Below are 22947 nucleotides of genomic sequence, written 5' to 3' on the forward strand. Positions count from 1 at the left end.
AACGTGCCCACGACAAGGACGAGGAACATGCCCGAAGCAGTCATCGTCGCCACCGCGCGCTCCCCGATCGGCCGGGCCTTCAAGGGCTCCCTGAAGGACATGCGTCCGGACGACCTCACCACCCAGATCATCGGCGCGGCCCTGGCCAAGGTCCCCGAGCTCGACCCCGAGAGCATCGACGACCTCATGCTCGGCTGTGGTCTGCCCGGTGGTGACCAGGGCTTCAACATGGCCCGCATCGTGGCCGTGCAGCTGGGCCTGGACAGCGTTCCGGGTACCACCATCACCCGTTACTGTTCCTCCTCGTTGCAGACCACCCGGATGGCCTACCACGCCATCAAGGCCGGTGAGGGCGACGTCTTCATCTCCGCCGGTGTGGAGACCGTCAGCCGTTTCGTCAACGGCAGCAGCGACAACCCGCAGAACGAGAACCCGCTCTTCGCGGACGCCAAGGCCCGCACCGAGAAGCGCAAGGAGGGCGGCCAGGGCGACTGGACCGACCCGCGCGAGTCCGGCCTCCTGCCCGACGCCTACATCGAGATGGGCCAGACCGCGGAGAACGTCGCCGAGCTCACCGGCGTCTCCCGTCAGCGCCAGGACGAGTTCGCCGTCCGTTCGCAGAACCTCGCCGAGAAGTCCCTCGACAACGGCTTCTGGGAGCGGGAGATCACCCCGGTGACCCTGCCCGACGGCACGGTCGTCAGCACCGACGACGGCATCCGACGCGGCACCACCTACGAGAAGGTCTCGCAGCTCAAGCCGGTCTTCCGCCCCGACGGCAGCGTCACCGCCGGTAACGCCTGCCCGCTCAACGACGGCGCCTCCGCCCTCGTCATCATGAGCGACACCAAGGCCAAGCAGCTGGGTCTGACCCCGCTGGCCCGGATCGTCTCCACCGGCGTGACCGGTCTGAGCCCCGAGATCATGGGCCTGGGCCCGGTCGAGGCCTCCAAGCAGGCCCTGGCCCGCGCCAACATGGCGATCGGTGACATCGACCTGGTCGAGATCAACGAGGCCTTCGCCGCCCAGGTGCTGCCCTCCGCCGACCGGCTGGGCATCGACATCGACTCCCGGCTCAACGTCAACGGCGGCGCCATCGCCGTGGGCCACCCGTTCGGCAGCACCGGCGCGCGCATCACCGGCACGCTGATCAACGGTCTGCGATTCCACGACAAGACGTTCGGTCTGGAGACCATGTGCGTCGGCGGCGGCCAGGGCATGGCGGCCGTCTTCGAGCGCCTCAGCTGATCCGCGAAGCGTTCTCGGGGCCCCGGACCGGATCGGTCCGGGGCCCTTCGCGTCGCCCGGCCCGACGAAAGCATGCGAAAAGGTCGAAGTTCCCTCCGGGTTCGGCCGTATAGCACCTCTGGGAGAACGTTCCCGCTCCGGCAAGGTAAAAGCCGGCGACCAGGTCTTGTCCGAACCGTGAACCTGATGCATGGTCGCAGGTAAGTGCCACACGCCCAACGCACTGCGGAGGTGCCTATGTCGGTTGCCCACTCGCCGGAGATCCACGCAAAGCTCATCGAACGCATCCCGGTCGTGACAGGCCGAGGACTCCACGAGTGGTTCGACTCGCTCGACAAGGGACCGGGCCTGCTGCGCCCCTTGGACCGGTCACACTGGCTCGCCGACGAGTACGACCTCACCCACGGCTACGCCCAGGCCATCGTCACCGAGTACGACCGACGCCGAAGGAACCGGACCATCCCGGCACCGCGCCGCGAGGGTTCCTGACCCAGGGAACGGCGAACGAGAAAGGGCCGCCCCGAAGCGTCTTCGGGGCGGCCCATCCGTGCGGGACGATCGAGCGCTACTCGGCGAACATCGTCTTGATGATCCAGAGCAGACGCAGGATCTCGATGTACAGCCAGACCAGGGAGACGGTCAGACCGAAGGCGAACTGCCAGGCGAACTTGTTCGGAATGCCGGCGGCGACGCCCTCCTCGATGCCACGGAACTCGATGGCCAGGGTCAGGGCGGCCAGCACGACGAACACGATGCCCACGCCCAGGCCCAGCCAGGTGGGGCCACGCAGGCCCATGCCACCGGCGATGAAGAAGCTGAGCACGAAGTTGACCAGCATCAGCGCCGCCGCGCCCATGACGGCGTAGGAGACGGCCTTGACGAAGCCGTCGGTCACCTTGATGATCCGGAACTTGTACAGCGCCAGCATCACGGCGAAGACCGCGACCGTGCCGATCACGGCCTGGGAGACCAGTGAGGTGCCCGCGGACGGGTCGTTGAGGGTGACCGAGAGGGTCGCGCCGAGGAAGGCGGACAGGCCACCGACCAGCAGACCCTCCAGAGCCGCGTAGCTCAGGATCGCGACCGGGTTGGTGATCTGCTTGAACGCGATCACCAGGCCCAGCACGAGGCCACCGAGCATGCCCACGAACATGAGCGCCATGCCCAGGCCCGTGTTGCTCATGAAGAGGAAGTAGTTGATGACGCCGAACAGCGCGACCGCGCCCAGGGTCATACCCGTGCGCACGACCACGTCGTCGATGGTCATCGGCTGGTCGGCGGCCGCCTGCTGCGGGTAACCCTGCTGGGGATAGCCCTGCTGCGGGTGACCGGGCTGACCGTAGCCCTGCTGGGGGTAACCCTGCTGCGGGTACGGCTGTCCGTACCCCGGCTGGCCATAGCCCTGCTGCCCGTAGCCCTGGCCGGGCCCGGACTGCTGTTGTAGCGCCCGCTTGAGGACGGGGTTGGAACTGCGCATCCGCATGTCTAGTAAAGGCCTTTCACGCGTGGATTGCTGCCCACAAAGTAACGTACGGGCCTCTGTCCGGGTTCCGAGAGAAGGTCACCGTTGGGAAACGGCGACGGCCCGCGCCGTCGGGGAACGGGGCGGGCCGTCGACACGAGCGCGTGCTCGGCGGTCGCTCAACCGCGCGTGATCAACGACCGTGCGAAGAAGAGCATGTTGGCGGGACGCTCCGCCAGACGACGCATGTAGTAGCCGTACCACTCGTCGCCGTAGGGCACGTACACGCGCATGCGCTTGCCCTCGGCGGCCAGGCGCACCTGTTCGGCGTCCCGGATGCCGTACAGCATCTGGTACTCGTAGTCGTCCGCGCCACGGCCGTTGGTGGCGGCCAGCTCTCCGGCGATGGCGATCATCCGCGGGTCGTGCGAGGCCACCATCGGGTAGCCCTCGCCCTCCATGAGGACGCGCAGGGCCCGCACGTACGCCTTGTCGACCTCCCGCTTGTCCCGGTAGGCCACGGACTCGGGCTCGTCGTAGGCGCCCTTGCACAGACGCACCCGGGAACCGGCGCCGCTGAGGTCCTGGCAGTCGGCCACGGTGCGACGCAGGTAGGCCTGGAGCACCGCGCCCACGAACGGGAAGTCCTCGCGCAGTTCGCGCAGGAGACCCAACGTGGAGTCGACCGTGGTGTGGTCCTCCATGTCGAGGGTGACCGTGGTGCCGATCGCCTTCGCGGCCTCCGCGATCTTGCGCGCGTTCTCCAACGCGATCTTCTCGCCGTCCGCGTTCAGGAACTGACCGACGGCCGACAGCTTGACCGAGACCTCGGCGCGGTCGCCCAGTCCGGCCTCGCCCAGGGCGGCGAGCAGGTCCTGGTAGGCGTTGACCGTGGCGGTGGCCTGGGACAGGTCGGTGGTGTCCTCACCGAGGAAGTCCAGGGTGACGTAGCGGTCCTCGGCCAACTCGTGGACGGCCGGCAGGGCCTCTTCCCGGGTGGATCCCGCGACGAAGCGGGTGACCATGGCCCGGGTCATGGGCGTGCGCTCGACGAGCTTGCGGCAGGTCGCGGACCTGGCGGCGAGCAGCAGGGGTTTACGAAGCATGGTGACCTCGAAGAAGACGTGCGCGAACCGGTCGCGGTCGGCGCGGACGGAGCACGGCCGGTCGACCCGGCCGCACCGATGGGTTCCTCGGGGGGCGTGGATGTGGCGCGCACCTCCTCAGGACGGAGGAGGAGGTACGCGCCCGGGGCACTACCCCTGGTGGGGGTAGGAGGAGATCGTCGGCGCGACGAACGTCTCCTTGATGGCGCGCGGGCTGGCCCAACGGGACAGGTTCTGCGCCGAACCCGCCTTGTCGTTGGTGCCGGAGGCGCGACCGCCACCGAAGGGCTGCTGACCGACGATGGAGCCGGTCGGGCGGTCGTTGATGTAGAAGTTGCCGGCGGTGAAGCGCAGGGCCTCGGTCGCCTTGGCCACGGCCGCCCGGTCGGTGGCCAGGATGGCGCCGGTCAGGGCGTAGGCCGAGCCCTCGTCGACGACCTTGAGGATCGCGTCGAAGTCGTCGTCCTCGTAGACGTGGACGGCGACGACCGGACCGAAGTACTCGGTGCGGAAGACGTCGTTGCTCGGGTCGGTGCCCTCGATGATGGTCGGGCGCACGAAGTAGCCGACCGAGTCGTCGGCGGTGCCGCCGGCGATGATGTTCAGGGTCGGGTCGGACTTGGCGTCCTCCATGACCTTGGCCAGCTTGTCGAAGGAGCGACGGTCGATGACGGCGCCCATGAAGTTCGACAGGTCGGTGACGTCGCCCATGGTCAGGGCCTCGGTCTCGGCGACCAGGTCGTCGCGCATCTTCTCCCACACCGAACGCGCGACGAAGGCGCGCGAGGCGGCGGAGCACTTCTGGCCCTGGTACTCGAACGCGCCGCGGACGATGGCGGTGCGCAGCACCTCCGGGTCGGCGGAGGAGTGGGCGACGATGAAGTCCTTGCCACCGGTCTCGCCCACGATGCGCGGGTAGGAGCGGTAGTTGGAGATGTTCTCGCCGACGCTCTTCCACAGGTGCTGGAAGGTCTTGGTGGACCCGGTGAAGTGCACACCGGCCAGTTCGGGGTCGTTGAGGGCGACGTCGGAGACGGCCAGACCGTCACCGGTGACCATGTTGATGACGCCCGGGGGCATACCGGCCTCCTCCAGGAGGCGCATGGTCAGCTCGGCGGCGAACTGCTGGGTCGGGGACGGCTTCCACACGACCACGTTGCCCATCAGGGCCGGGGCGGTGGGCAGGTTGCCGGCGATGGCGGTGAAGTTGAAGGGGGTGATCGCGTAGACGAACCCCTCCAGCGGACGCTGCTCCATCCGGTTCCACACGCCCTTGACGCTCAGCGGCTGCTGCTCGATGAGCCCGCGGGCGTAGGAGACGTTGAAGCGCCAGAAGTCGATGAGCTCACAGGCCGCGTCGATCTCCGCCTGCTGGGCGGTCTTCGACTGACCGAGCATGGTGGCGGCGTTGATCGTGGCACGCCAGGGGCCGGCGAGCAGCTCGGCGGCGCGCAGGATGATGGCGGCGCGGTCGTCGAAGGACATCGCGCGCCAGGCGGGGGCCGCGGCCTTCGCGGCGGCGATGGCGTCGCGGGCGTCATCCTGGGTGGCGTTGCGCATCGTGCCCAGGACCGACGCGTGCTTGTGCGGCTGAACGGCGTCGATGGGCTCGCCACCGCCCATGCGGCTCTCACCGTTGATGCGCATCGGAAGGTCGATGCTCTCGCGGCCGAGCTCCGCGAGCCTGGCTTCGAGCTCGACGCGCTCGGGGCTACCCGGAGCGTAGGAGAGAACGGGTTCGTTGACCGGCAGCGGGACGTTGGTCACGGCGTCCATGGGGCACCTCCCTGGAAAGAATGTCCCTGAACGAGCAGGGTTGGGCTGATTCAACGGTCTCAGAGCGTGGACATCCCTACCTTGTGGGCCGGGCCACTCTTTGCCGGACTTATTTGTCCGCTAGAACAAACAGGGATACTTTCGCATGCGACTTCGCCACAGCCGGGAAGCCGTGGCCCCAGTAGTGCCATACCCCGGAAACCCTTGGGAAGGAACCACGTCATGCCTGTTCAGGATGGTCAAGATGGGGAAGTCGAAGAGGGCGTCGCACTGCGCGCGCTGTTACTCGCCCTCGGCGACCCGGTGGTCGACGTGGCCGCAGCCCCCCACGGACTTGATGTTCAGGTGGACAAGGTCGTCATCCTTGACCCCGAGGATCGCGTGGAGGCACGGGAGGGCGACCTCGTGCTGTTGATCGGGGTGCGCGGTTCCCGGGCACGGAGCATGGTGCGCACGCTCGCCGAGCAGGGAGCGACGGCGGTCGCGGTCAAGACCGGTGTCCACGCACAGCCACAGGAGGTGTTGCCTCCGCCGACCGAGCAAAGGTCGGGGCGCGTCCAGCGCTCGGTGGAGGAGGCGCTGGCCCTGCGGACCGAAGCCCAGGAGGCCGGGATCGCGTTGTTGACGGTGCGACCCGAGGTGCGGTGGGACCAGTTGCAGTCGGTGTGCCAGCACATCGTGGACGACGCCCGGGTGACCGCCACCGAGGACCTGTCGGAGGCGGGCGGCGACCTGTTCTCCATGGCGCAGACCATCGCGCACCTCACCGGCGGGTTGGTGAGCATCGAGGACGCCGCGAGCCGGGTGCTGGCCTACTCCAGCGGCGCCGAGGTGGACGAGTTGCGCCGACTGTCGGTGCTCGGCCGGCAGGGACCCGAGTCGTACCTGGCGCTGCTGCGCGAATGGGGCGTGTTCGCCAAACTGCGCTCGGGCGAGGAGGTCGTGCGCGTCGACGAGCACCCCGAACTGGGCATCCGCCGCCGGCTGGCGGTGGGCATCCACGCGGGGCGTCGACCGTTGGGCTCGATCTGGGTGCAGGAGGGGTCCGAACCCCTGGCCGCGCACGCGGAGGAGGCGCTCCTGGGCGCGGCCCGCACCACCGCGCTGCACATGATCCGCCAGCGCACCCAGGCCAGCGCGGGCCTGCGGCTGCGCGAGGACCTGTTGTCGAGCCTGTTGGAGGGACGCATCGACGCGAGCGCGTTGGCCGACACCGTCGAGGTGCACACCGACCGGGCGGCGCTGGTGATCGCGTTCTCACCGCGTCGAGGTTCGGAGTCCGAGGACGTCGAGGGCGGGACCGGCGAACGCGCCGACCGCCCCGAACGGGAGTTGCGTCGGCGCCGGCTCATCGACCTGGTGTCGGTGCACACCGCCGCCTACCGGCGCGGTTCCCTGACCACCGATCTGGACGGGCGGGTGTACGTCCTGCTCCCGGATCTGGCCCGCGGCCGTGAGGGGTGGCGCGGGGTGGAGCAGTCGGTGGTGGCTCTGGCCCGCAGGACGGTGGCGGCGGCGCGCGCGGCGCTCGGCGTTCGGGTACAGGCGGCGGTGGGTTCGCTGGTGGAACGGCTGGGCGACGTGCCCGAGTCGCGCGGCGAGGCCGACCGGGTCCTGGACGCCATGGAACGCGACCTGGACCGGGACGACGACTGGGAGGTGGCCACCATCTCCGACGTGCGCTCACAGGTGCTGATCAGCGAGACCCTGGCGCACCTTCGGGCGGATCCGTCACTGCGGGACCCGCGGGTGAGCCGGTTGATGGAGCACGACCGTGCCGGGGGCGCCGACCTGGTGCACTCGTTGCTGGCCTACCTGGAGGCGTTCGGGGACGCCCGTTCCGCCGCCGAGCGGTTGCACGTCCACCCCAACACGCTGCGCTACCGGGTGCGGCGCGCGGCCGCCGTCAGCGGCATCGACCTGGGTGATCCCGGCGAGCGGTTGTTCACCTGGCTCCAGCTGCTCATGGAGCGACACGACCTGGATGATCGCGCTCGAAAGTACCCTCGGTCGGACTCGAACCGACACTTGTGACCCTTTTAGGGGGCCTGCCTCTGCCATTGGGCTACGAGGGCGACACCATCATACCGGCCGGGCCGATTGCCCACTTTGGTTCTGCTTGGCCGGAAGGGGACAGAAAACGGCCGGGCTCCAGTGGAACCCGGCCGTTTTCTGTGTTCTCGTGACGCGCGTCAGCTCACTCGACGAAGTCGACCGTCCTCGACCTGCGGGCTGCTGGCCGCCTCGAAGGCCTGACGGGGCTCGGCCATCTCGGGAAGCGCGGCGAAGTCGCGCTTGAGGAAGAGGGAGAGCGTCCAGTCGGAGAGCACCCGCAGCTTGCGGTTGAAGGTCGGCACCGCGAGCAGGTGGTAGGCGCGGTGCGCGTACCAGGCGAGACGGCCGTTCAGCTTGATCTTGCCGAACAGCTGGGCGGCCCCCTTGTGCACGCCCAGACCGGCGACGGCCCCGAGGTTGTCGTGCTTGTAGGCCTTCAGATCGGTGCCGCGCAGGGTCGCGATGACGTTGCCGGCGAGCACCGGGGCCTGACGGACCGCGTTCTGGGCGTTGGGCGGGTAGTAGCCGCCCTTGCCGTCGGGCACCTGGGCGTTGTCGCCACCGGCGAAGACGTTGTCGGTGCCGTTCACGGTCAGGTACTCGGTGGTGTCGACGTGACCCTTGGGGCCCAGGGGCAGGTCACTGGCGGACACGACCGGGCTGGGCTTGACGCCCGCGGTCCACACCAGGGTGCCGGCGTCGAACTCGGTGCCGTCGCTGAGCTTGATGTGCTGGTCGGCGGCCGACTCCAGGAACGTGCTGAGACGCACGTCGATGTCGCGGCGACGGAGCTGGTTGAGGGCCTTCGCACCGACCTCGGGGCCGACCTCGGGCAGGATCTTGTCCGCGGCCTCGATGAGGTAGAAGTTCACCTCGTCCTGCTCGATCGAGGGGTGCACGCGAACGGCGTCGCGGACCATGTCCTCCAGCTCGGCGATGGCCTCGGCACCGGCGAAACCGCCACCGACGAAGACGAAGTTGAGCGCCTTGGCGCGCACGTCCTTGTCGTCGGTGGAGTCGGCGATGGCGAGCTGGTTGAGGACGTGGTTGCGCAGGTAGGCGGCCTCTTCGACGGTCTTGATGCCGATGCCCCACTCCGCGAGCCCGGGGATGGGCAGCGTGCGGGAGACGGCACCGGCGGCCATGACCAGGTGATCGTAGGCCATCGTCTGGGGTTCACCGACGTTGGGCTCGTAGCGGACCGTGTTCTGGGCGCTGTCGATGCGCACGACGCGACCACTGAGGACGCGGACACGGTCGAAGACCTTGCGCAGCGGCACCACGACGTTGCGCGGGGAGATGCTGCCGGCGGCCGTCTCGGGCAGGAAGGGCTGGTAGGTCATGTAGGAGTTGGGGTCGATGACGGTGATGCGCGCCTCACCGGCCCCCAACTTCTTCTCCAGCCGCCTCGCGGTGTACATCCCGAGGTAACCGCCCCCGACGATGAGGATGTGCGGGATCTCCGCCTCGTCCCCGCCGCCGTGTACCAGCCGGTAGTTCCTGCTCTCGGTCATCGCATTTCCGCCCTAACGGTTATTCCTGTGGCGCCCTTGCCTCAAGGGCCGCAAAGCCTGTCACGGTCTTCGGTTCCCCGACCAAGTGCGATCGGGCCGACCTCCGAGTCGTGATCTCCTACCTTCGCCTCTTGCGGAGGCCGCTTGTGCATTCTTTCACAAGCAGCCATCCGCAGGAAGGTTCACATCCGCCTACCTTCAGACCACCCCACGGCATATGCGAGAGACGTCTTCGCAGGTCAGATGGGTTGTGAATGCATTCACAAGAGGACTACGGGTGACACGTCTCACCCAAGGTCCCGGGGCGCACCTCCCGGAAGTCCCTCCGGATTCGCCCGAAGTTCCCTTTCCAGGAGGTCACGCCTCGATGTATCGGCCCTGACGACCGGTCTCCCCGTGTGGGGTCCGGGTCAGGCCCCCTCCCCCGCCGCGATGAGGCTCCAGGCCACACCGTCCAGGATGTCGTGCTCGCTCGCGGTGAAGTGATCGGCGCCCGTACGCGCCAGCACGCGGGACAGCACCAGGGCGCCCGCCCCGATGACGTCGACGCGACCGGGGTGCATGACCCCGATCTCCGCGCGCCGGGAGTGCGTGGAACGCAGCAGATCACCGGTGATGCGCTCCAGGTCGGCCGTGGAGACCCGGGTGTGGTGGATACGCTCGGAGTCGTACTCGGGAAGGTCCAGGGAGATCCCGGCCACCGTCGTCGCGGTCCCGGCCACGCACACCACCGAGCCGGCCTCGCCCAGCGGGACGACCTTCTCCACCTCGTCCAGGGCGACCTCGATGTCGGCCGTGGCCGCCTGGATCTGTTCGTCGGTCGGCGGGTCCGAACTCAGGTGGCGCTCGCTCATGCGCACGCAACCGATGTTCACCGACAGGGACTCCCGAACCAGTTCGTCGTCCTCGCCCAGGCCGCCCAACACGAACTCGGTGGAGCCGCCGCCGATGTCGACGACCAGGAAGGGCGGGGCGAAGTCCCCGTCACTCCCCCCGTCGGCCGCCTCGGCGTCCAGCTCGGCCGTGGCCCCGACGAAGGACAGTTCGGCCTCCTCCAGTCCGGTGACCACCTCGGGCTCCACCCCGATGATCTCGCGGACCCCGTCCACGAACACCTGACGGTTGCTCGCGTCCCGGGTGGCGCTGGTGGCGACCATACGCACCGTGTCCGGGCCCGGCTCGATACCGTGCGCCTCGATCGCCTCGGCGTACCCGCGCAGCGCGTCGAAGGTGCGCTCCAGCGCCTCCTCGGAGAACGCGCCGGTCTCGTCCACGCCCTCACCCAGACGCACGATCTCCATGCGCCGGTCGGCGTCGACCACCTGGACCTCGTCACCGTCGAGGGAGACGACGTCGGCGATCAACAGCCTGATCGAATTGGTTCCGCAGTCGATCGCGGCGACACCGCTCATGAAGCGTCCGTCCCTTCAGCGCCCTCGGGGGCGTTCTCGTCCACGCACACACACGGGCCCCGGTCCCACCAGTCGGGGAGTTCGTCCAGCGCCTCGGCGCCGATGGGGTTGGCCCCCGGGGAGGCGAGCTCGTGCCCGACCAGGGCGTGCAGGCACTTGACCCGTGTGGGCATCCCACCGGTGCTCTGCATGCCCTCTGGCAGCGGCTCCACACCGTCCAGGCGGGCCTGTTCGGAACGATCGGCGATGTAGGACTCGTGGGCCTTGGTGTAGGCCTCCTGGAGGTCGGGCTCCTCACCCAAACGCTCCTGCATTCGGCGCATCGCGCCGTCGCCCTCCAACCGACCGATCGCCGAGGCGGCGCGCGGGCAGGTCAAGTAGTACAACGTCGGGAAGGGGGTGCCGTCTTCCAGGCGGGGGGCGGTCTTCACCACGTCGGGCAGGCCGCATGGGCAGCGGTGCGCGACGGCGCGGACCCCGCGAGGCGGGCGACCCAACTGGAGTTCGATCGCGGCGAGGTCGCGCTCGGAGGCGGGATCACCATCGGTATGCCCCGGAACGGGCTGATCTGCGGAAGTCATGACCCAACCAGCATAGGCGCAGCCGAGGCTGGTCAGAGCCCGTCGTCGGGCCGGTCGGCCTCCTCCACCGAGCGCCACAGCTCGGTGAACCAGGGGTCACGAGGCTCGGAGGGGTCGACCCTCTCCTCGTCCTCGGTCTCGGGACGGATGACGATGTAGGCGGTCTCGTCCGGGTACTGGTAGTGCAGGCGGGCGCGGGCCTCGCGCTCCACGTAGGCGTCCTCGTTCAACGCCTCTTCGCGCTCGCGCAGCTCCTCGACGTTGGTCTCCATGCGGGCCCGATCGTCCTGCAACTGGGCGATCTGAGCACGCTGCATGACGTACTCGCGGAGCGGATAGGCCAGGCTCAGCGCGATCACGATGACCACGAGGGCCAGGATCGCGGCCCGGCTGGTGAGCATGGGCCGCACCCGACGGGTGCGGCCCGCGCTCGTGGCCTTGGTGGCCTTGGCCTTCGTCGTGGCCTTGGCCGTCGTGCCCGCTCTGGTGGCAGCACCCTTCCGCGGCTTGTCGGTTTTGGCCGACTTCCGGGCCTTTGTGGGCTGCTGCTGCGTTTCGCGGGACACTGGGGCAGACTAGCCGCGCTCGGTGAACCTCGGGAAGGCCGACACGCCCGCGTACACGGCGGCGTCGTCGAGTTCCTCCTCGATGCGCAGCAGCTGGTTGTACTTGGCGACCCGCTCGCTGCGCGCCGGGGCACCGGTCTTGATCTGGCCGGCGTTGGTGGCCACCGCGATGTCGGCGATGGTGGTGTCCTCGGTCTCGCCGGAACGGTGGCTGATCATCGCCGTGTAACCGCTGCGCTGGGCGAGGGACACCGCGTCCAGGGTCTCGGTCAGGGTGCCGATCTGGTTGACCTTCACCAGCAGCGAGTTGGCGGTGTCGGCGTCGATGCCGCGCTGGAGCCGCTCGGGGTTCGTGACGAACAGGTCGTCGCCCACCAGCTGGACCTTGGCGCCGAGCCGCTCGGTGAGCTTCTTCCAGCCCTCCCAGTCCTCCTCGTCGAGGGGGTCCTCGATGGAGACCAGCGGGTAGGCGTCGACGAGCTCCGCGTAGTAGGTGGCCATCTCCTCGGAGGTTCGGGACTTGCCCTCGAAGGTGTACACACCATCGGAGAACAGTTCGCTGGCGGCCACGTCCAACGCCAGGGCGACGTCGGAACCGACCTTGTAGCCGGCCTTCTCGATCGCCTCGACGATGAGGTCCAGGGCGGCACGGTTGCTGTCCAGGTTCGGGGCGAAGCCACCCTCGTCACCGACACCGGTGCCCAGGCCATGGGCCTTGAGCACCGACTTCAGGGAGTGGTAGACCTCGGTGCCCCATCGCACGGCCTCGGAGAAGGTCGACGCGCCGATCGGAGCGACCATGAACTCCTGGATGTCGACGTTGCTGTCGGCGTGCGCACCACCGTTGAGGATGTTCATCATCGGCACGGGCAGCACGTGCGCGTTGGGACCGCCGATGTAGCGGTACAGCGGCAGGTCGGCCTCCTCGGCGGCGGCCCTGGCCACGGCCAGGGAGGTGCCCAGGATGGCGTTGGCGCCGATCCGGGACTTGTCCGGGGTGCCGTCCAGGTCGATGAGCGCACGGTCGATGGTGCGCTGTTCGTCCGGGGTGTGGCCGCGCAGCTCTTCGGCGATCTCGTCGTTGACCGCGGTGACGGCCTTGGTCACACCCTTACCGCCGTAGCGGTCGCCGCCGTCGCGCAGCTCGACCGCCTCGAACCGTCCGGTGGAGGCACCGCTGGGAACACCAGCGCGGGCAGTGATCCCGTCGTCGAGCAGAACCTCGACCTCGACTGTCGGGTTTCCCCGGGAGTCAAGGATCTCCCGCGCCTGTACTGACTCGATGGACGCCACGATCTCTCCGTCTCTTCGGTGTCTGGGCCAACTCTTTCCGACCCGGACACGAGACTAGCGACCCGGACCCCCATCGGTGGAGTCCCCCCGGCCACATTGGTCTAGTCCATATACGAGAGGCCGGCGTCCAGGGCGGCGAGCGCGATCTCCACGGCCGCCTCCCTGTGGCGTTCGGCGTCCCCGGGGGCCACCAGAACGGCGATGTCCTGGATTCCGCCGAGGGCGACCACCGCGCCCATACGCGCGGGCGTTTCCGGTTCCTCACCCACCAACGCCACGTCGAGCCCGCGCCGCCATTCGACGATCCGGTCCACCAGACCACTCTCCCCCAGCGACCCGAGGTCGTTGAGCAGGGCGAGCAAGAGGGTGCTGTGGCGCACACACAGGTCGAAGTGGTCGCCGAGGAGCGCCCGCGGGTCGACGCCGCCGCCGGAGTAGGCCCCGAGCAGTTCCTCGGCGTCGTCGAGCAGGGGCCGCACCATCGCCTGGAGGAGCTCGTCCTTGGATCGGTAGTGGTAGTAGAGCGCGGCCTTGGTGATGTCGAGTCGTTCGGCGATCTCCCGCAGGCTCGTCTTCTCGTAGCCCTTGCGACCGAACAACTCCAGGGCCACCGCCCTGATCTCGGTCTTCGTGTCGCTCCGCTCCCTGGGCACCCCGGCTCACTCCCGTCCCTCGTGATCGATCCGCCGAGTCTATCCCGAACCTGCCGCCCGGTAGGTTACTTGACGCACGGTAAGTGATCCGTTTAGCGTGGGGATTCCACGACACAAGGAGCTCTGACGGCCCCATGTCCGCCGTTCGAACAGTCCTCGTCTCCGGAGCGAGCATCGCCGGGCCCGCACTGGCCCACTGGCTCCACCACCACGGGATCAGCGTCACCGTCGTCGAGAAGGCCCCCGAGCCCCGGCCCGGCGGATACGCCATCGACCTGCGCGGCAAGGCCATCGACGTGGTCGAGCGCATGGGTCACCTGCCCGAGATCCGCTCCAAGGTCACCGAGATGAACCACCTCGCCCTGGTCGACGCGGACGGGCGCCGCCGCGTCGGTCTGCACACCGGGGTGATCTCCGACGAGGATCGCTCGTTGGAGATCCTGCGCGGCGACCTGGTGCGGATCCTGCACGAACCCACCACCGAGTACGCCGAATACCTCTACGACGACACCATCACCGGCATCGACCAGGACGACGACGGAGCCCACGTCACCTTCGCCGACGCGGCACCGCGCACCTTCGACCTGGTCGTCGGAGCCGACGGCCTGCACTCGAACACGCGCGGTCTCGTCTTCGGGGCGGAGGACCCCCTGGCCCGCTTCCTCGGCGCCTACATCAGCATCTTCACCATCCCCGACCACGTCGGGTTGGACCGGGAGGCCCTGCTGTACAACACACCCGGCAGGCTCGTCGGGATGTACCGGACCCCACGGGCCGAGGGGGCCAAGGCGATCCTGGGCATGCACGTACCCCGCCCGCTCGGGGTGGAGCGCCTCTCCCCCGCCGAACAGCGCGCGTTCCTGCGGAGCGTGCTCGCCGGCAACGGGTGGGAGAGCGACAGGATCCTGGACGCCATGGAGGACAGCGAGGACTTCTACTTCGACTCCATCACCCAGATCCGGATGGACCGCTGGTCGCGAGGCCGGGTCACCCTGCTGGGCGACGCCGGGTACTGCCCCTCTCCGCTGTCCGGCCAGGGAAGCACCCTCGCGGTGGTCGGCGCCTACGCCCTGGCCCAGGAACTGGGACGACACACCGACGTGGCTCGGGCCCTGGCCGCCTACGAGGACCGGATGCGTCCCTTCGTCGGCGCCAACCAGGACATCGCCGACAGCGGTATGCGCTTCCTCGCGCCCAAGACCCGCTTCGGCCTCGTGGCCCGGGACCTGGTCATGCGCGCGGCGCCGCTGATCAAGACCCTGGGAACGTTCACCGGGAAACTGGACCGGTCCTCGGAGGCCTTCGACCTGGACCCCGACCCCATCGGGTCCCAAAGGTGATGAACTCACGGTTCCGGGTGGTTCGAACTGACCCGCCCGGAACCGGCCCCGCTCCTTGAACCGGGAGTTCACCGGCTTATAGTTCGAACCGTGGCGGACCCTCAGAGCGCACCCGCGGACGGCACACTACGTCCGGTCCGCCGACGGCGGGCCGAACTCGGACTGCTCCTGATCGCCCTCACCGTCACCGCCGCCGGCCTGGCGTCGGCCTCCCTAGCGATCACCGGCGGGATCGACCCCGGCGTTTCCACCTACGTGACGGCCGTCGGCCTCGGAGCACTGGGCGTGCACGTCCTGCTGCGATTCATCGCCCCCTACGCCGACCCCGTCCTGCTCCCGGTGGCCACGACGCTGAGCGGGATCGGCCTGACCATGATCTGGGCGCTGCAGATGTCGCGCACCGGCGGGGAGGAGCACACCGAGGCCGACCGGCAACTGCTGTGGACCCTGATCGGGCTCGGGCTGTGCGCGGCCACCGTGGTGCTGGCCCGCAGGCCCCGAAGACTGGCCCAGTACACCTACCTGATCGCGTTGGGCGCGCTCGTCCTGCTCCTGTTGCCGCTGTCCCCGCTGGGGCACGAGGTGTTGGGTGCGCGCCGGTGGATCATGATCGGCCCGTTCACCATGCAGCCCTCGGAGTTCGCCAAAGTGCTGCTGGTGCTCTTCCTCGCCTCCTACCTGGGCAGACGGCGTGACGTCCTGGCCACGGCGACCCGCACCTTCCGGATTGGCGGGGTGAAGGTGTTCAGCGCCCCGCGCGCCCGCGACCTGGCGCCCATGGGTCTGGGCTGGGGCCTGGCGATCCTGCTGCTGGTGGGCACCAAGGACCTGGGCACCTCGCTGCTGCTGTTCGGGACGTTCCTGGCGGTGCTCTACGCCGCCACGGCCCGCAAGTCCTGGGTGCTCATCGGCCTGGTGGCCTTCGCGGGCGGCGCGTACGTGGCGTACCTGCTGTTCGGTCACGTGCAGAACCGGGTGCGGATCTGGCTGAACGCCTTCGACGTCGAGGTCTACAACTCGCCCGGCGGCAGCTTCCAGGTGGTGGAGGGCCTGATCGCCCTGGCCTACGGCGGGTTGCTCGGCACCGGTTTCCACGACGGGCAGGCCCAGGAGATCTTCGCCGCCGACAGCGACCTGATCCTGGTGTCGGTAGGCGAGAAGCTCGGGTTCACCGGCCTCATCGCCGTCCTGTTCCTGCTGTTCCTGTTCGCCCAGCGGGCGTTCCGCGTCGCCCTGGGCAGCCGCGACGTGTTCCTGAAGCTGACCGCGCTGGGCTGCGGATTCCTGACCGCGTTCGACGTGTTCATCGTTCTGGGCGGCGCCACCCGCATCATCCCGCTGACCGGCATGACCACACCGTTCCTGTCGGCGGGCGGGTCGGCGCTGATGGCCAACTGGGTCATCGTGGGCCTGTTGTCGGCCATCGGCGATACCGCCCGCCGGCCACAGGAGACGTTCAGCGCGGGGTTGGCTCCGAGCGACCCCTCCACCGAGGTGATCGACGTGCGTTCCCTACCGAAGGGGATGAGGCGGTCGGGAAGGTGACGCACGGGGACGTCGCACACCGGTGGGAGGGGTTCGAGGGTCCTTGAGGTTACTCCTCGGTCTTCGACCAGTAACCACGCCACTCCTCGACGCTCAACCCGCGCGGCTCACGACCGTCGGCGCGCGCCGCGTCCTCCGCGGCCCGGACCCGACCGTCGAACCGGCGGGCCGCCAGGCGCAGGTCCGTCTCCGGGTCCCGCCCCTGGTCCCGCTCGACCGCCACCGCCGCGAACAGCTCGCCGCCCTCGGCCCCGTCGTCGCCCACCAGATCGGCGGGGAAGCCGTTGCGCACCGCGCGCTTTTGCAGCTCGTGGGCGAGCAACACCGCCGGCTGGGCGAACGGCACCCCGTCCAGCACCGAGACCTCGCCGGAGCCTCCCCTCGCCTTGGCCTTCTCCGCGCGCTCGGCCGCCTTGATGGCCTCCCAGTTGGACCACACCTCGTCGGTGCCCGACACCTCCACACCACCGAACACGTGCGGGTGGCGGCGGGTCATCTTGTCGATGATGGCGTCGGCGACGTCGTCCACGGTGAACCTCGCCGGATCCCCCTCGGGCCGCTCGGCGCCGATCGCCGCGTGGAAGACCACCTGCAGCAGCACGTCACCGAGCTCCTCGCGCAACAGCGCGTGGTCGCCCTCCTCGATGGTCTCCAAGGTCTCGTAGGACTCCTGGATGAGGTATTTGGCCAGGGACTCGTGCGTCTGGGAGCCGTCCCACGGGCACTCCCGGCGCAACGTCTCCATCACCTCGACCAGGCGCAGCACCCGGTGTCCGGGGGCTCGGACGTCGTCTGTCATCTATTCCTCACTCATGTGCCGGTCCAGGGCCGGGATCCAACCGCCCTCGCGCAGGGCGTCCATCACCGCGGCCACGGACTCGGCCGGGTCGGAGTCCACGGTGTCGACCACCAGGTCGGCGTCGGTCGGCACCTCATAGGGGTCGGAGATCCCGGTGAACTCGGGGATCACCCCGGCGCGCGCCTGGGCGTACAGGCCCTTGCGGTCGCGCTCCTCGCACACCTCCAACGGGGTGGCCACGTGCACCAGGAAGAAGTCACCGAACTCCTCCACCATGGCACGAACCTCCGCCCGCCCGGCCTCGTAGGGAGCGATCGGCGCGCACACCGCGACCCCGCCATGGCGGGTGATCTCCGAGGCCACGTAACCGATCCGCCGGATGTTGAGCTCCCGGTCATGCCGGGAGAACGTCAACCCCTTGGACAGCATCCGGCGCACCACGTCTCCGTCGAGCAGGGTCACCGGACGCCCCGCCCGCCGGATTCCATCGGAAACCCCGCGGGCGATGGTGGACTTGCCCGACCCCGAAAGACCGGTGAACAACAGGGTGACACCGCGCTTGGTACGGGCCGGACGCAACCGGGCCAGCTCCGCGCCGACCCGAGCGGGGGTGAGCCACGCGGGCAGCTCACGCCCATGCGCCAGCTCCGACTCCACCTCGTCGTCGGAGGGCTCGGCGAGCGCCCGCGCCGGGTCCACGTGCGTGAACGGCTTCCACAACCCCTCCTCGGAGTCGTACCGCCACGGCTCGGGATCCAGAACCGTCAGCGGTGGACGCAACGCCATCACCCGCTCGACCTCCGGTCCGCGTCCACCCGACTCGGCCAGCATGTGGGTGGCGCCATAGGCGGCGGCCACGTGCGCGGCCAGGGCCGTGTCCCGTTCGTTCCAGTCGCCACCGACCGCTCCGGTGGCGCGCGCCCGCGAGCGGGGCAGGGTCACGACCACGAACGAGCTGCGCGGCGGCAACAGGGGTTCGGCGGCCAGCACCGCGGTAGCGAGCCCTTCCTCCTCCAGGGGGGCGTCGACCACCACGATCACCTCGGCCCGTTCACCATCGCGCGCCAACGCGTCGGCCTCGGCCCGGATCTGGTGCAGCGCCCGATGGTGCAACGGACGGTCGGTGACCACCGCGAGCAGCGATCGGGCCCCGGCCCCTTCCAACTCGCTCTGCGCCCGCACCTCCGCCGGGGTGGCGCGCAGCTCGCGCAACACCCCGTAGGTCGCCGGACGCAGCATCGTCACGTCACCGGCCAGGCGGTGGACTCCCCCGTCCTCCCAGTGCTCGCGCACCTCCAGCCCGGCCAACGGCGCACCTTCGAGATCGGTGAGCGTGAGCGCCTTCTCACCGGCCAACTCCTCGGGGACCTCCAAGGTGACCGGAACCGGCCAAGGCCGGCCGTCGGGCAACCGCCCGCTCCGTGAGACCGACTCCACCTCGTCCCGGGTCATGAAACCCGGGAACGGGTACGCCCCGCTGAGAATGAGCTCCAAGTGGGCGAGCCCATCCGGACCTGGGGCGAAGACCGGGGCTTGCCGACTCCCGTGTCTGTGGACACTCACCACGCACATCCTCCCTCTGCCATGGTCGCGATCCCACCCAGCGTAATCCCGCACCCTCCACCGACATGGCGCTGAGGTGCTCCTACCGGGAAGAGTCCGAGCTCATCGGGTGTTGCGTAGGAGGAAGGCCGAAGACGGCCGGACCCGCGCACTCGTCCCACGCGCCATCGGCGAACTGGATAAGCTGAGCGGAGAACGGGTGGCGCACACCCACCCGACCCACGGCCGCCCGACTCACGTGCGGCCCGATCGTGCCTGGACGGATCCACTTCAGGGGACCCATGGCCGTGACCGTCTCCGCCACCGCACGTACCTCTCCACTTTCTGGTGCTATGAGCCTCATTGGACTTCTCGCCGACGTCTCCCGGGACCCGGCACTGCACAGCGCGATCGAGACCGCCCGCGGCGGCCACGATCCCCATCTCGACCTCGTCGCCCCGGCGGCCCTGCGCCCCTTCATGGTGGGCGCGCTGGCCGCCGACGCGCCGGTGGGCGCCGAACGACCGGTGCTCGCCATCACCGCGACCGAACGTGAGGCCGCCGACCTGACCGACGCCCTGGGCTCACTGCTGCCCACGGACTCGGTCGCGCTCTTCCCCGCTTGGGAGACGCTTCCGCACGAGCGGCTCTCCCCTCGCTCCGACACCGTCGGCCGACGCCTGGCGGTCCTGCGACGTTTGGCCCACCCCGACCCCTCGGACCCGCTCACCACACCCCTTCGGGTGGTCGTGGCGCCGGTGCGCAGCGTCCTGCAACCACTGGTCGCCGGGTTGGGCGACCTCGAACCGGTCCGTATCCGGACCGGTGACGAGGTGCCCCTGGAAGAGGTCGTCACCTCCCTGACCAACACCGGCTACGCCCGGGTGGACCTGGTCGAGAAGCGTGGTGACATGGCCGTGCGCGGCGGCATCCTCGACGTCTTCCCGCCCACCGAGGAACACCCGCTCCGGCTGGAGTTCTGGGGCGACACCGTCGAGGACATCCGCTACTTCCAGGTCGCCGACCAGCGATCCATCACCCCCGGCGAGGAGGGCGCGGGCCCCGGAGACGGTGCTTCCTCCGGGCTGTTCGCGCCGCCCTGCCGGGAGTTGCTGCTCACCGAAACCGTCCGCGAACGCGCACGCGCCCTGGCCGAGGAACACCCCTCCCTGGCGGAGATCCTCACCAAGATCGCCGACGGAGTGGCCGTGGAGGGCATGGAGGCGTTCGCGCCCGTGCTCGCCGAGAGCATGGAACCGTTCTTCACCTACATGCCGAAGAACGCCATGGTGGTGGGCTGCGACCCCGAGCGCATCCGTACCCGCGCCCTGGAACTGGAGGCCACCAGCGCCGAGTTCCTGGACGCGTCCTGGATCAACGCCGCCTCCGGTGGCGAGGCCCCCATCGACCTGGGCGAGTCGGCGTACATGTCGATCTCCGAACTGCGCACCATCGCCGACGAACGGGAACTCCCCTGGTGGGGCCTGACCCCGTTCGCCGCCGATGAGGACCGCACCGCCGAGGAGGACGACGCGGTGATGGTGGGCGCGGTGCCCGCCGACAGCTACCGCGGCGACACCGAGCGCGCCCTGGCCGACATCAAGGGCTGGCTGCACGACAACTGGAGCGTCGTGCTGGTCACCCAGGGGCAGGGGCCGGCCGAACGACTCGTCGCGATGCTGCGCGACGCCGGGTTGGGTGCGACCCTGACCGGCGACCTGGTCGAAGCCCCCAAGGAGGCCATCGCCACCGTCACCACCGGCCTGGTCGACCACGGTTTCCTACTGCGGTCGGTGCACACGGTGGTGCTCACCGAGACCGACCTGGTGGGGCAGAAGTCCTCCACCCGGGACATGCGGCGCATGCCCAGCCGACGCAAGGGCACCGTAGACCCACTCCAGCTCAAGCCCGGCGACCACGTCGTGCACGAACAGCACGGCGTGGGCCGCTACCTGGAGATGGTCAGCCGCCAGATCCAGGGCGCCACCCGCGAATACCTGCTCATCGAGTACGCGCCCTCCAAGCGCGGACAACCCGGTGACCGCCTCTTCGTGCCCACCGAACAGCTCGGCGAGGTCACCCGGTACGTGGGCGGCGAGGCGCCCACCCTGTCCAAGATGGGCGGCGCCGAGTGGAGCAAGGCCAAGAGCCGGGCCCGCAAGGTCGTCCGGGAGATCGCCGGCGACCTCATCCGCCTGTACTCGGCCCGTCAGGCCTCGCCCGGGCACGCGTTCGGTCAGGACACCCCTTGGCAGCGCGAACTGGAGGACGCCTTCCCCTACGTGGAGACGCCCGACCAGCTGGCCGCCATCGACGAGGTCAAGAAGGACATGGGCAAGTCGGTCCCGATGGACCGGCTGATCTGCGGTGACGTGGGCTACGGCAAGACCGAGGTGGCGGTGCGCGCCGCGTTCAAGGCGGTCCAGGACGGCAAGCAGGTCGCCGTGCTGGTGCCCACCACCCTGCTGGTCCAGCAGCACATGTCCACGTTCACCGAGCGCTACGCGTCCTTCCCCGTCACGGTCAAGCCGATGTCGCGCTTCCAGACCGACGGCGAGGTGGAGCTGACCCGCGAGGGGCTGCGCGGCGGCGAGGTCGACGTGGTCATCGGTACCCACCGCCTGCTGTCGCAGGAGACCCGGTTCAAGGACCTCGGACTGGTCATCATCGACGAGGAGCAACGCTTCGGCGTCGAGCACAAGGAGTCCCTCAAGCGGCTGCGCACCCAGGTGGACGTACTGGCCATGTCGGCCACACCCATCCCGCGCACCCTGGAGATGGGTCTGACCGGCATCCGCGAGATGACCACCATCCTCACCCCGCCCGAGGAGCGCCACCCGGTGCTCACCTTCGTGGGCCCCTACGAGGACAAGCAGATCACCGCGGCGATCCGACGCGAGCTGATGCGCGAGGGCCAGGTGTTCTTCGTGCACAACCGGGTGGCGTCCATCGACAAGGTGGCCGCGTCCATCCAACGCCTGGTGCCCGAGGCACGAGTGGCCTACGCGCACGGTCAGATGAACGAGCAGCAGCTCGAACGGGTCATGGTGGACTTCTGGGAGAAGAACTTCGACGTGCTGGTCTCCACGACCATCGTCGAGTCCGGCCTGGACGTGCCCAACGCCAACACCCTCATCATCGACCGCGCCGACACCTACGGGCTCTCCCAGCTGCACCAGCTGCGCGGCCGGGTGGGTCGTGGCCGCGAACGCGCCTACGCCTACTTCCTGTACCCCCCGGAGAAACCGCTCAGCGAGACCGCCTACGAGCGGTTGGCGACGGTGGCCCAGCACACCGAGACGGGCGCCGGCATGTATGTGGCGATGAAGGACCTGGAGATCCGCGGCGCCGGCAACATCCTGGGCGCCGAACAGTCCGGGACGATCGCGGGCGTGGGCTTCGACCTGTACATGCGCATGGTCGGTGAGGCCGTCGCCGAGCTCAAGGGCGACCCCGCCGCCGCGGAAGAGGTCGAGACCAAGGTCGAACTGCCCATCAACGCGCACATCCCGCACGACTACGTGCCGGGGGAACGGCTGCGGTTGCAGTCCTACAAGCGCATCGCGAGCGTGTCCGACGAGGCCGACATCCTCGGTGCCTACGAGGAGCTCACCGACCGGTACGGCACCCCGCCGCAGCCGGTGGACAACCTCATGGCGGTGGCCCGATTCCGGGTGCTGGCCAAGTCCGCGGGGTTGGCCGACGTGGTCATGCAGGGCAACCAGATCCGGTTCTCACCGGTGGAGCTGCGCGAGTCCCAGGAGCTGAGGCTGCGCCGCATGTACCCCAGGTCGATCCGCAAGGAGGCCGCCAAGACCCTCCTGGTTCCGGTCCCCAAGGCCGGCGGGATCGGCGGCAAGCCGCTGCGCGACCTGGAACTGCTCAAGTGGTGCACCGACCTGGTGAACGCCATCTTCGAACCGGACAAGCGCCGGGCCCAGGTCAAGGGCGACCAGCCGGGCGGAAGCGCGAACGGCGGAACGTGAAGGACGCGGAGGGCACGGCACGTGGGCCGTGCCCTCCGCGCCGTGTCCAGGTCGGTCTGATCCGGGTCG

At 69.2% G+C, this 22947-nt stretch carries 17 protein-coding genes and 1 tRNA gene; 6 read left to right on the plus strand and 12 right to left on the minus strand.

Translation table 11 applies throughout. The annotated features are described in order from the left end of the window. Positions 1-27 precede the first annotated feature (27 nt). Positions 28-1248, plus strand: a complete 1221-nt coding sequence (locus ABZ717_RS12775) for an acetyl-CoA C-acetyltransferase (protein ID WP_358508835.1) — start codon at positions 28-30, stop codon at positions 1246-1248. A 237-nt stretch (positions 1249-1485) separates the two neighbouring features. After that, the gene (locus ABZ717_RS12780) at positions 1486-1737 is read left to right on the plus strand and encodes a DUF4287 domain-containing protein (RefSeq protein WP_067607743.1); all 252 of its coding nucleotides are present in this window, start codon (positions 1486-1488) and stop codon (positions 1735-1737) included. A 76-nt stretch (positions 1738-1813) separates the two neighbouring features. Here ABZ717_RS12780 and ABZ717_RS12785 read toward each other — a convergent pair whose 3' ends face one another. From ABZ717_RS12785 to pruA, 3 genes are all read right to left on the minus strand, one after another. Further along, on the minus strand, positions 1814-2731 hold the full coding sequence (locus ABZ717_RS12785; RefSeq protein ID WP_358508837.1) for a Bax inhibitor-1/YccA family protein: 918 nt from the start codon (positions 2729-2731) through the stop codon (positions 1814-1816). 158 nt (positions 2732-2889) lie between these two features. Beyond that, complete coding sequence (locus ABZ717_RS12790) at positions 2890-3816, minus strand: proline dehydrogenase family protein (protein ID WP_358508839.1); 927 nt, start codon at positions 3814-3816, stop codon at positions 2890-2892. 150 nt (positions 3817-3966) lie between these two features. Beyond that, a complete protein-coding gene (gene pruA, locus ABZ717_RS12795) occupies positions 3967-5592 on the minus strand; it encodes an L-glutamate gamma-semialdehyde dehydrogenase (RefSeq protein ID WP_358508841.1) in 1626 nt (541 codons plus the stop codon). Between the two features lie 222 nt (positions 5593-5814). On the opposite strand from pruA, the gene ABZ717_RS12800 reads away from it, so the two are divergent. Further along, positions 5815-7626 carry a helix-turn-helix domain-containing protein gene (locus ABZ717_RS12800; RefSeq protein ID WP_358508843.1) on the plus strand — a complete coding sequence of 604 codons (1812 nt, stop codon included), beginning with the start codon at positions 5815-5817 and terminating at the stop codon, positions 7624-7626. On the opposite strand, the gene ABZ717_RS12805 is transcribed toward ABZ717_RS12800, so the two are convergent. The 7 genes from ABZ717_RS12805 to ABZ717_RS12835 form a co-directional block, all read right to left on the minus strand. Next, positions 7594-7667, minus strand: a tRNA-Leu gene (locus tag ABZ717_RS12805). The two genes, ABZ717_RS12800 and ABZ717_RS12805, sit on opposite strands and share 33 nt — an antisense overlap. 117 nt (positions 7668-7784) lie before the next feature. After that, positions 7785-9161: an NAD(P)/FAD-dependent oxidoreductase gene (locus ABZ717_RS12810; RefSeq protein ID WP_358508845.1), complete on the minus strand. Its 1377-nt coding sequence runs from the start codon at positions 9159-9161 to the stop codon at positions 7785-7787. A 410-nt stretch (positions 9162-9571) separates the two neighbouring features. After that, entirely contained in the window at positions 9572-10573 is a 1002-nt protein-coding gene (locus tag ABZ717_RS12815) for a Ppx/GppA phosphatase family protein (protein ID WP_358508847.1), read from the minus strand. Continuing rightward, entirely contained in the window at positions 10570-11154 is a 585-nt protein-coding gene (locus ABZ717_RS12820) for a DUF501 domain-containing protein (RefSeq protein ID WP_358508849.1), read from the minus strand. Before ABZ717_RS12820 ends, ABZ717_RS12815 begins: the two co-directional genes overlap by 4 nt. A 32-nt stretch (positions 11155-11186) precedes the next feature. Then, positions 11187-11555: a septum formation initiator family protein gene (locus ABZ717_RS12825; protein WP_358508884.1), complete on the minus strand. Its 369-nt coding sequence runs from the start codon at positions 11553-11555 to the stop codon at positions 11187-11189. A 174-nt stretch (positions 11556-11729) separates the two neighbouring features. Next, on the minus strand, positions 11730-13013 hold the full coding sequence (gene eno, locus ABZ717_RS12830; protein ID WP_358508851.1) for a phosphopyruvate hydratase: 1284 nt from the start codon (positions 13011-13013) through the stop codon (positions 11730-11732). Positions 13014-13114: 101 nt separating this feature from the next. Next, on the minus strand, positions 13115-13666 hold the full coding sequence (locus ABZ717_RS12835; protein WP_358508853.1) for a helix-turn-helix domain-containing protein: 552 nt from the start codon (positions 13664-13666) through the stop codon (positions 13115-13117). Positions 13667-13800: 134 nt separating this feature from the next. On the opposite strand from ABZ717_RS12835, the gene ABZ717_RS12840 reads away from it, so the two are divergent. Both ABZ717_RS12840 and ABZ717_RS12845 read left to right on the plus strand, forming a co-directional pair. Further along, positions 13801-15006, plus strand: coding sequence for an FAD-dependent monooxygenase (locus tag ABZ717_RS12840; protein ID WP_358508855.1), 1206 nt, complete (start codon positions 13801-13803; stop codon positions 15004-15006). A 90-nt stretch (positions 15007-15096) separates the two neighbouring features. After that, a complete protein-coding gene (locus tag ABZ717_RS12845; protein ID WP_358508856.1) occupies positions 15097-16551 on the plus strand; it encodes an FtsW/RodA/SpoVE family cell cycle protein in 1455 nt (484 codons plus the stop codon). Between the two features lie 49 nt (positions 16552-16600). Here the strand turns inward: ABZ717_RS12845 and ABZ717_RS12850 are convergent, their stop codons facing one another. Both ABZ717_RS12850 and cysC read right to left on the minus strand, forming a co-directional pair. Continuing rightward, positions 16601-17350: a MazG family protein gene (locus tag ABZ717_RS12850; RefSeq protein ID WP_358508858.1), complete on the minus strand. Its 750-nt coding sequence runs from the start codon at positions 17348-17350 to the stop codon at positions 16601-16603. After that, entirely contained in the window at positions 17351-18922 is a 1572-nt protein-coding gene (cysC, locus tag ABZ717_RS12855) for an adenylyl-sulfate kinase (protein WP_358508860.1), read from the minus strand. Positions 18923-19245: 323 nt separating this feature from the next. On the opposite strand from cysC, the gene mfd reads away from it, so the two are divergent. After that, positions 19246-22878, plus strand: coding sequence for a transcription-repair coupling factor (gene mfd / locus ABZ717_RS12860; RefSeq protein ID WP_358508862.1), 3633 nt, complete (start codon positions 19246-19248; stop codon positions 22876-22878). The last annotated feature ends 69 nt before the right edge of the window (positions 22879-22947 follow it).

Origin of the sequence: Nocardiopsis sp. NPDC006832 (genome assembly GCF_040635885.1) — a bacterium.
Classification (GTDB): Bacteria; Actinomycetota; Actinomycetes; order Streptosporangiales; family Streptosporangiaceae; genus Nocardiopsis.

Excerpts from the sequence above, each read along its gene's own strand:
- mfd (WP_358508862.1), top strand. The coding sequence starts at position 19,246 with ATGAGCCTCATTGGACTTCTCGCCGACGTCTCCCGGGACCCGGCACTG.
- ABZ717_RS12780 (WP_067607743.1), top strand. The coding sequence starts at position 1,486 with ATGTCGGTTGCCCACTCGCCGGAGATCCACGCAAAGCTCATCGAACGC.
- ABZ717_RS12775 (WP_358508835.1), top strand. The coding sequence starts at position 28 with ATGCCCGAAGCAGTCATCGTCGCCACCGCGCGCTCCCCGATCGGCCGG.
- ABZ717_RS12785 (WP_358508837.1), bottom strand. The coding sequence starts at position 2,731 with ATGCGGATGCGCAGTTCCAACCCCGTCCTCAAGCGGGCGCTACAACAG.
- ABZ717_RS12840 (WP_358508855.1), top strand. The coding sequence starts at position 13,801 with ATGTCCGCCGTTCGAACAGTCCTCGTCTCCGGAGCGAGCATCGCCGGG.
- ABZ717_RS12825 (WP_358508884.1), bottom strand. The coding sequence starts at position 11,555 with ATGCTCACCAGCCGGGCCGCGATCCTGGCCCTCGTGGTCATCGTGATC.
- ABZ717_RS12810 (WP_358508845.1), bottom strand. The coding sequence starts at position 9,161 with ATGACCGAGAGCAGGAACTACCGGCTGGTACACGGCGGCGGGGACGAG.
- pruA (WP_358508841.1), bottom strand. The coding sequence starts at position 5,592 with ATGGACGCCGTGACCAACGTCCCGCTGCCGGTCAACGAACCCGTTCTC.
- ABZ717_RS12820 (WP_358508849.1), bottom strand. The coding sequence starts at position 11,154 with ATGACTTCCGCAGATCAGCCCGTTCCGGGGCATACCGATGGTGATCCC.
- ABZ717_RS12790 (WP_358508839.1), bottom strand. The coding sequence starts at position 3,816 with ATGCTTCGTAAACCCCTGCTGCTCGCCGCCAGGTCCGCGACCTGCCGC.
- ABZ717_RS12815 (WP_358508847.1), bottom strand. The coding sequence starts at position 10,573 with ATGAGCGGTGTCGCCGCGATCGACTGCGGAACCAATTCGATCAGGCTG.
- cysC (WP_358508860.1), bottom strand. The coding sequence starts at position 18,922 with ATGTGCGTGGTGAGTGTCCACAGACACGGGAGTCGGCAAGCCCCGGTC.
- ABZ717_RS12850 (WP_358508858.1), bottom strand. The coding sequence starts at position 17,350 with ATGACAGACGACGTCCGAGCCCCCGGACACCGGGTGCTGCGCCTGGTC.
- ABZ717_RS12800 (WP_358508843.1), top strand. The coding sequence starts at position 5,815 with ATGCCTGTTCAGGATGGTCAAGATGGGGAAGTCGAAGAGGGCGTCGCA.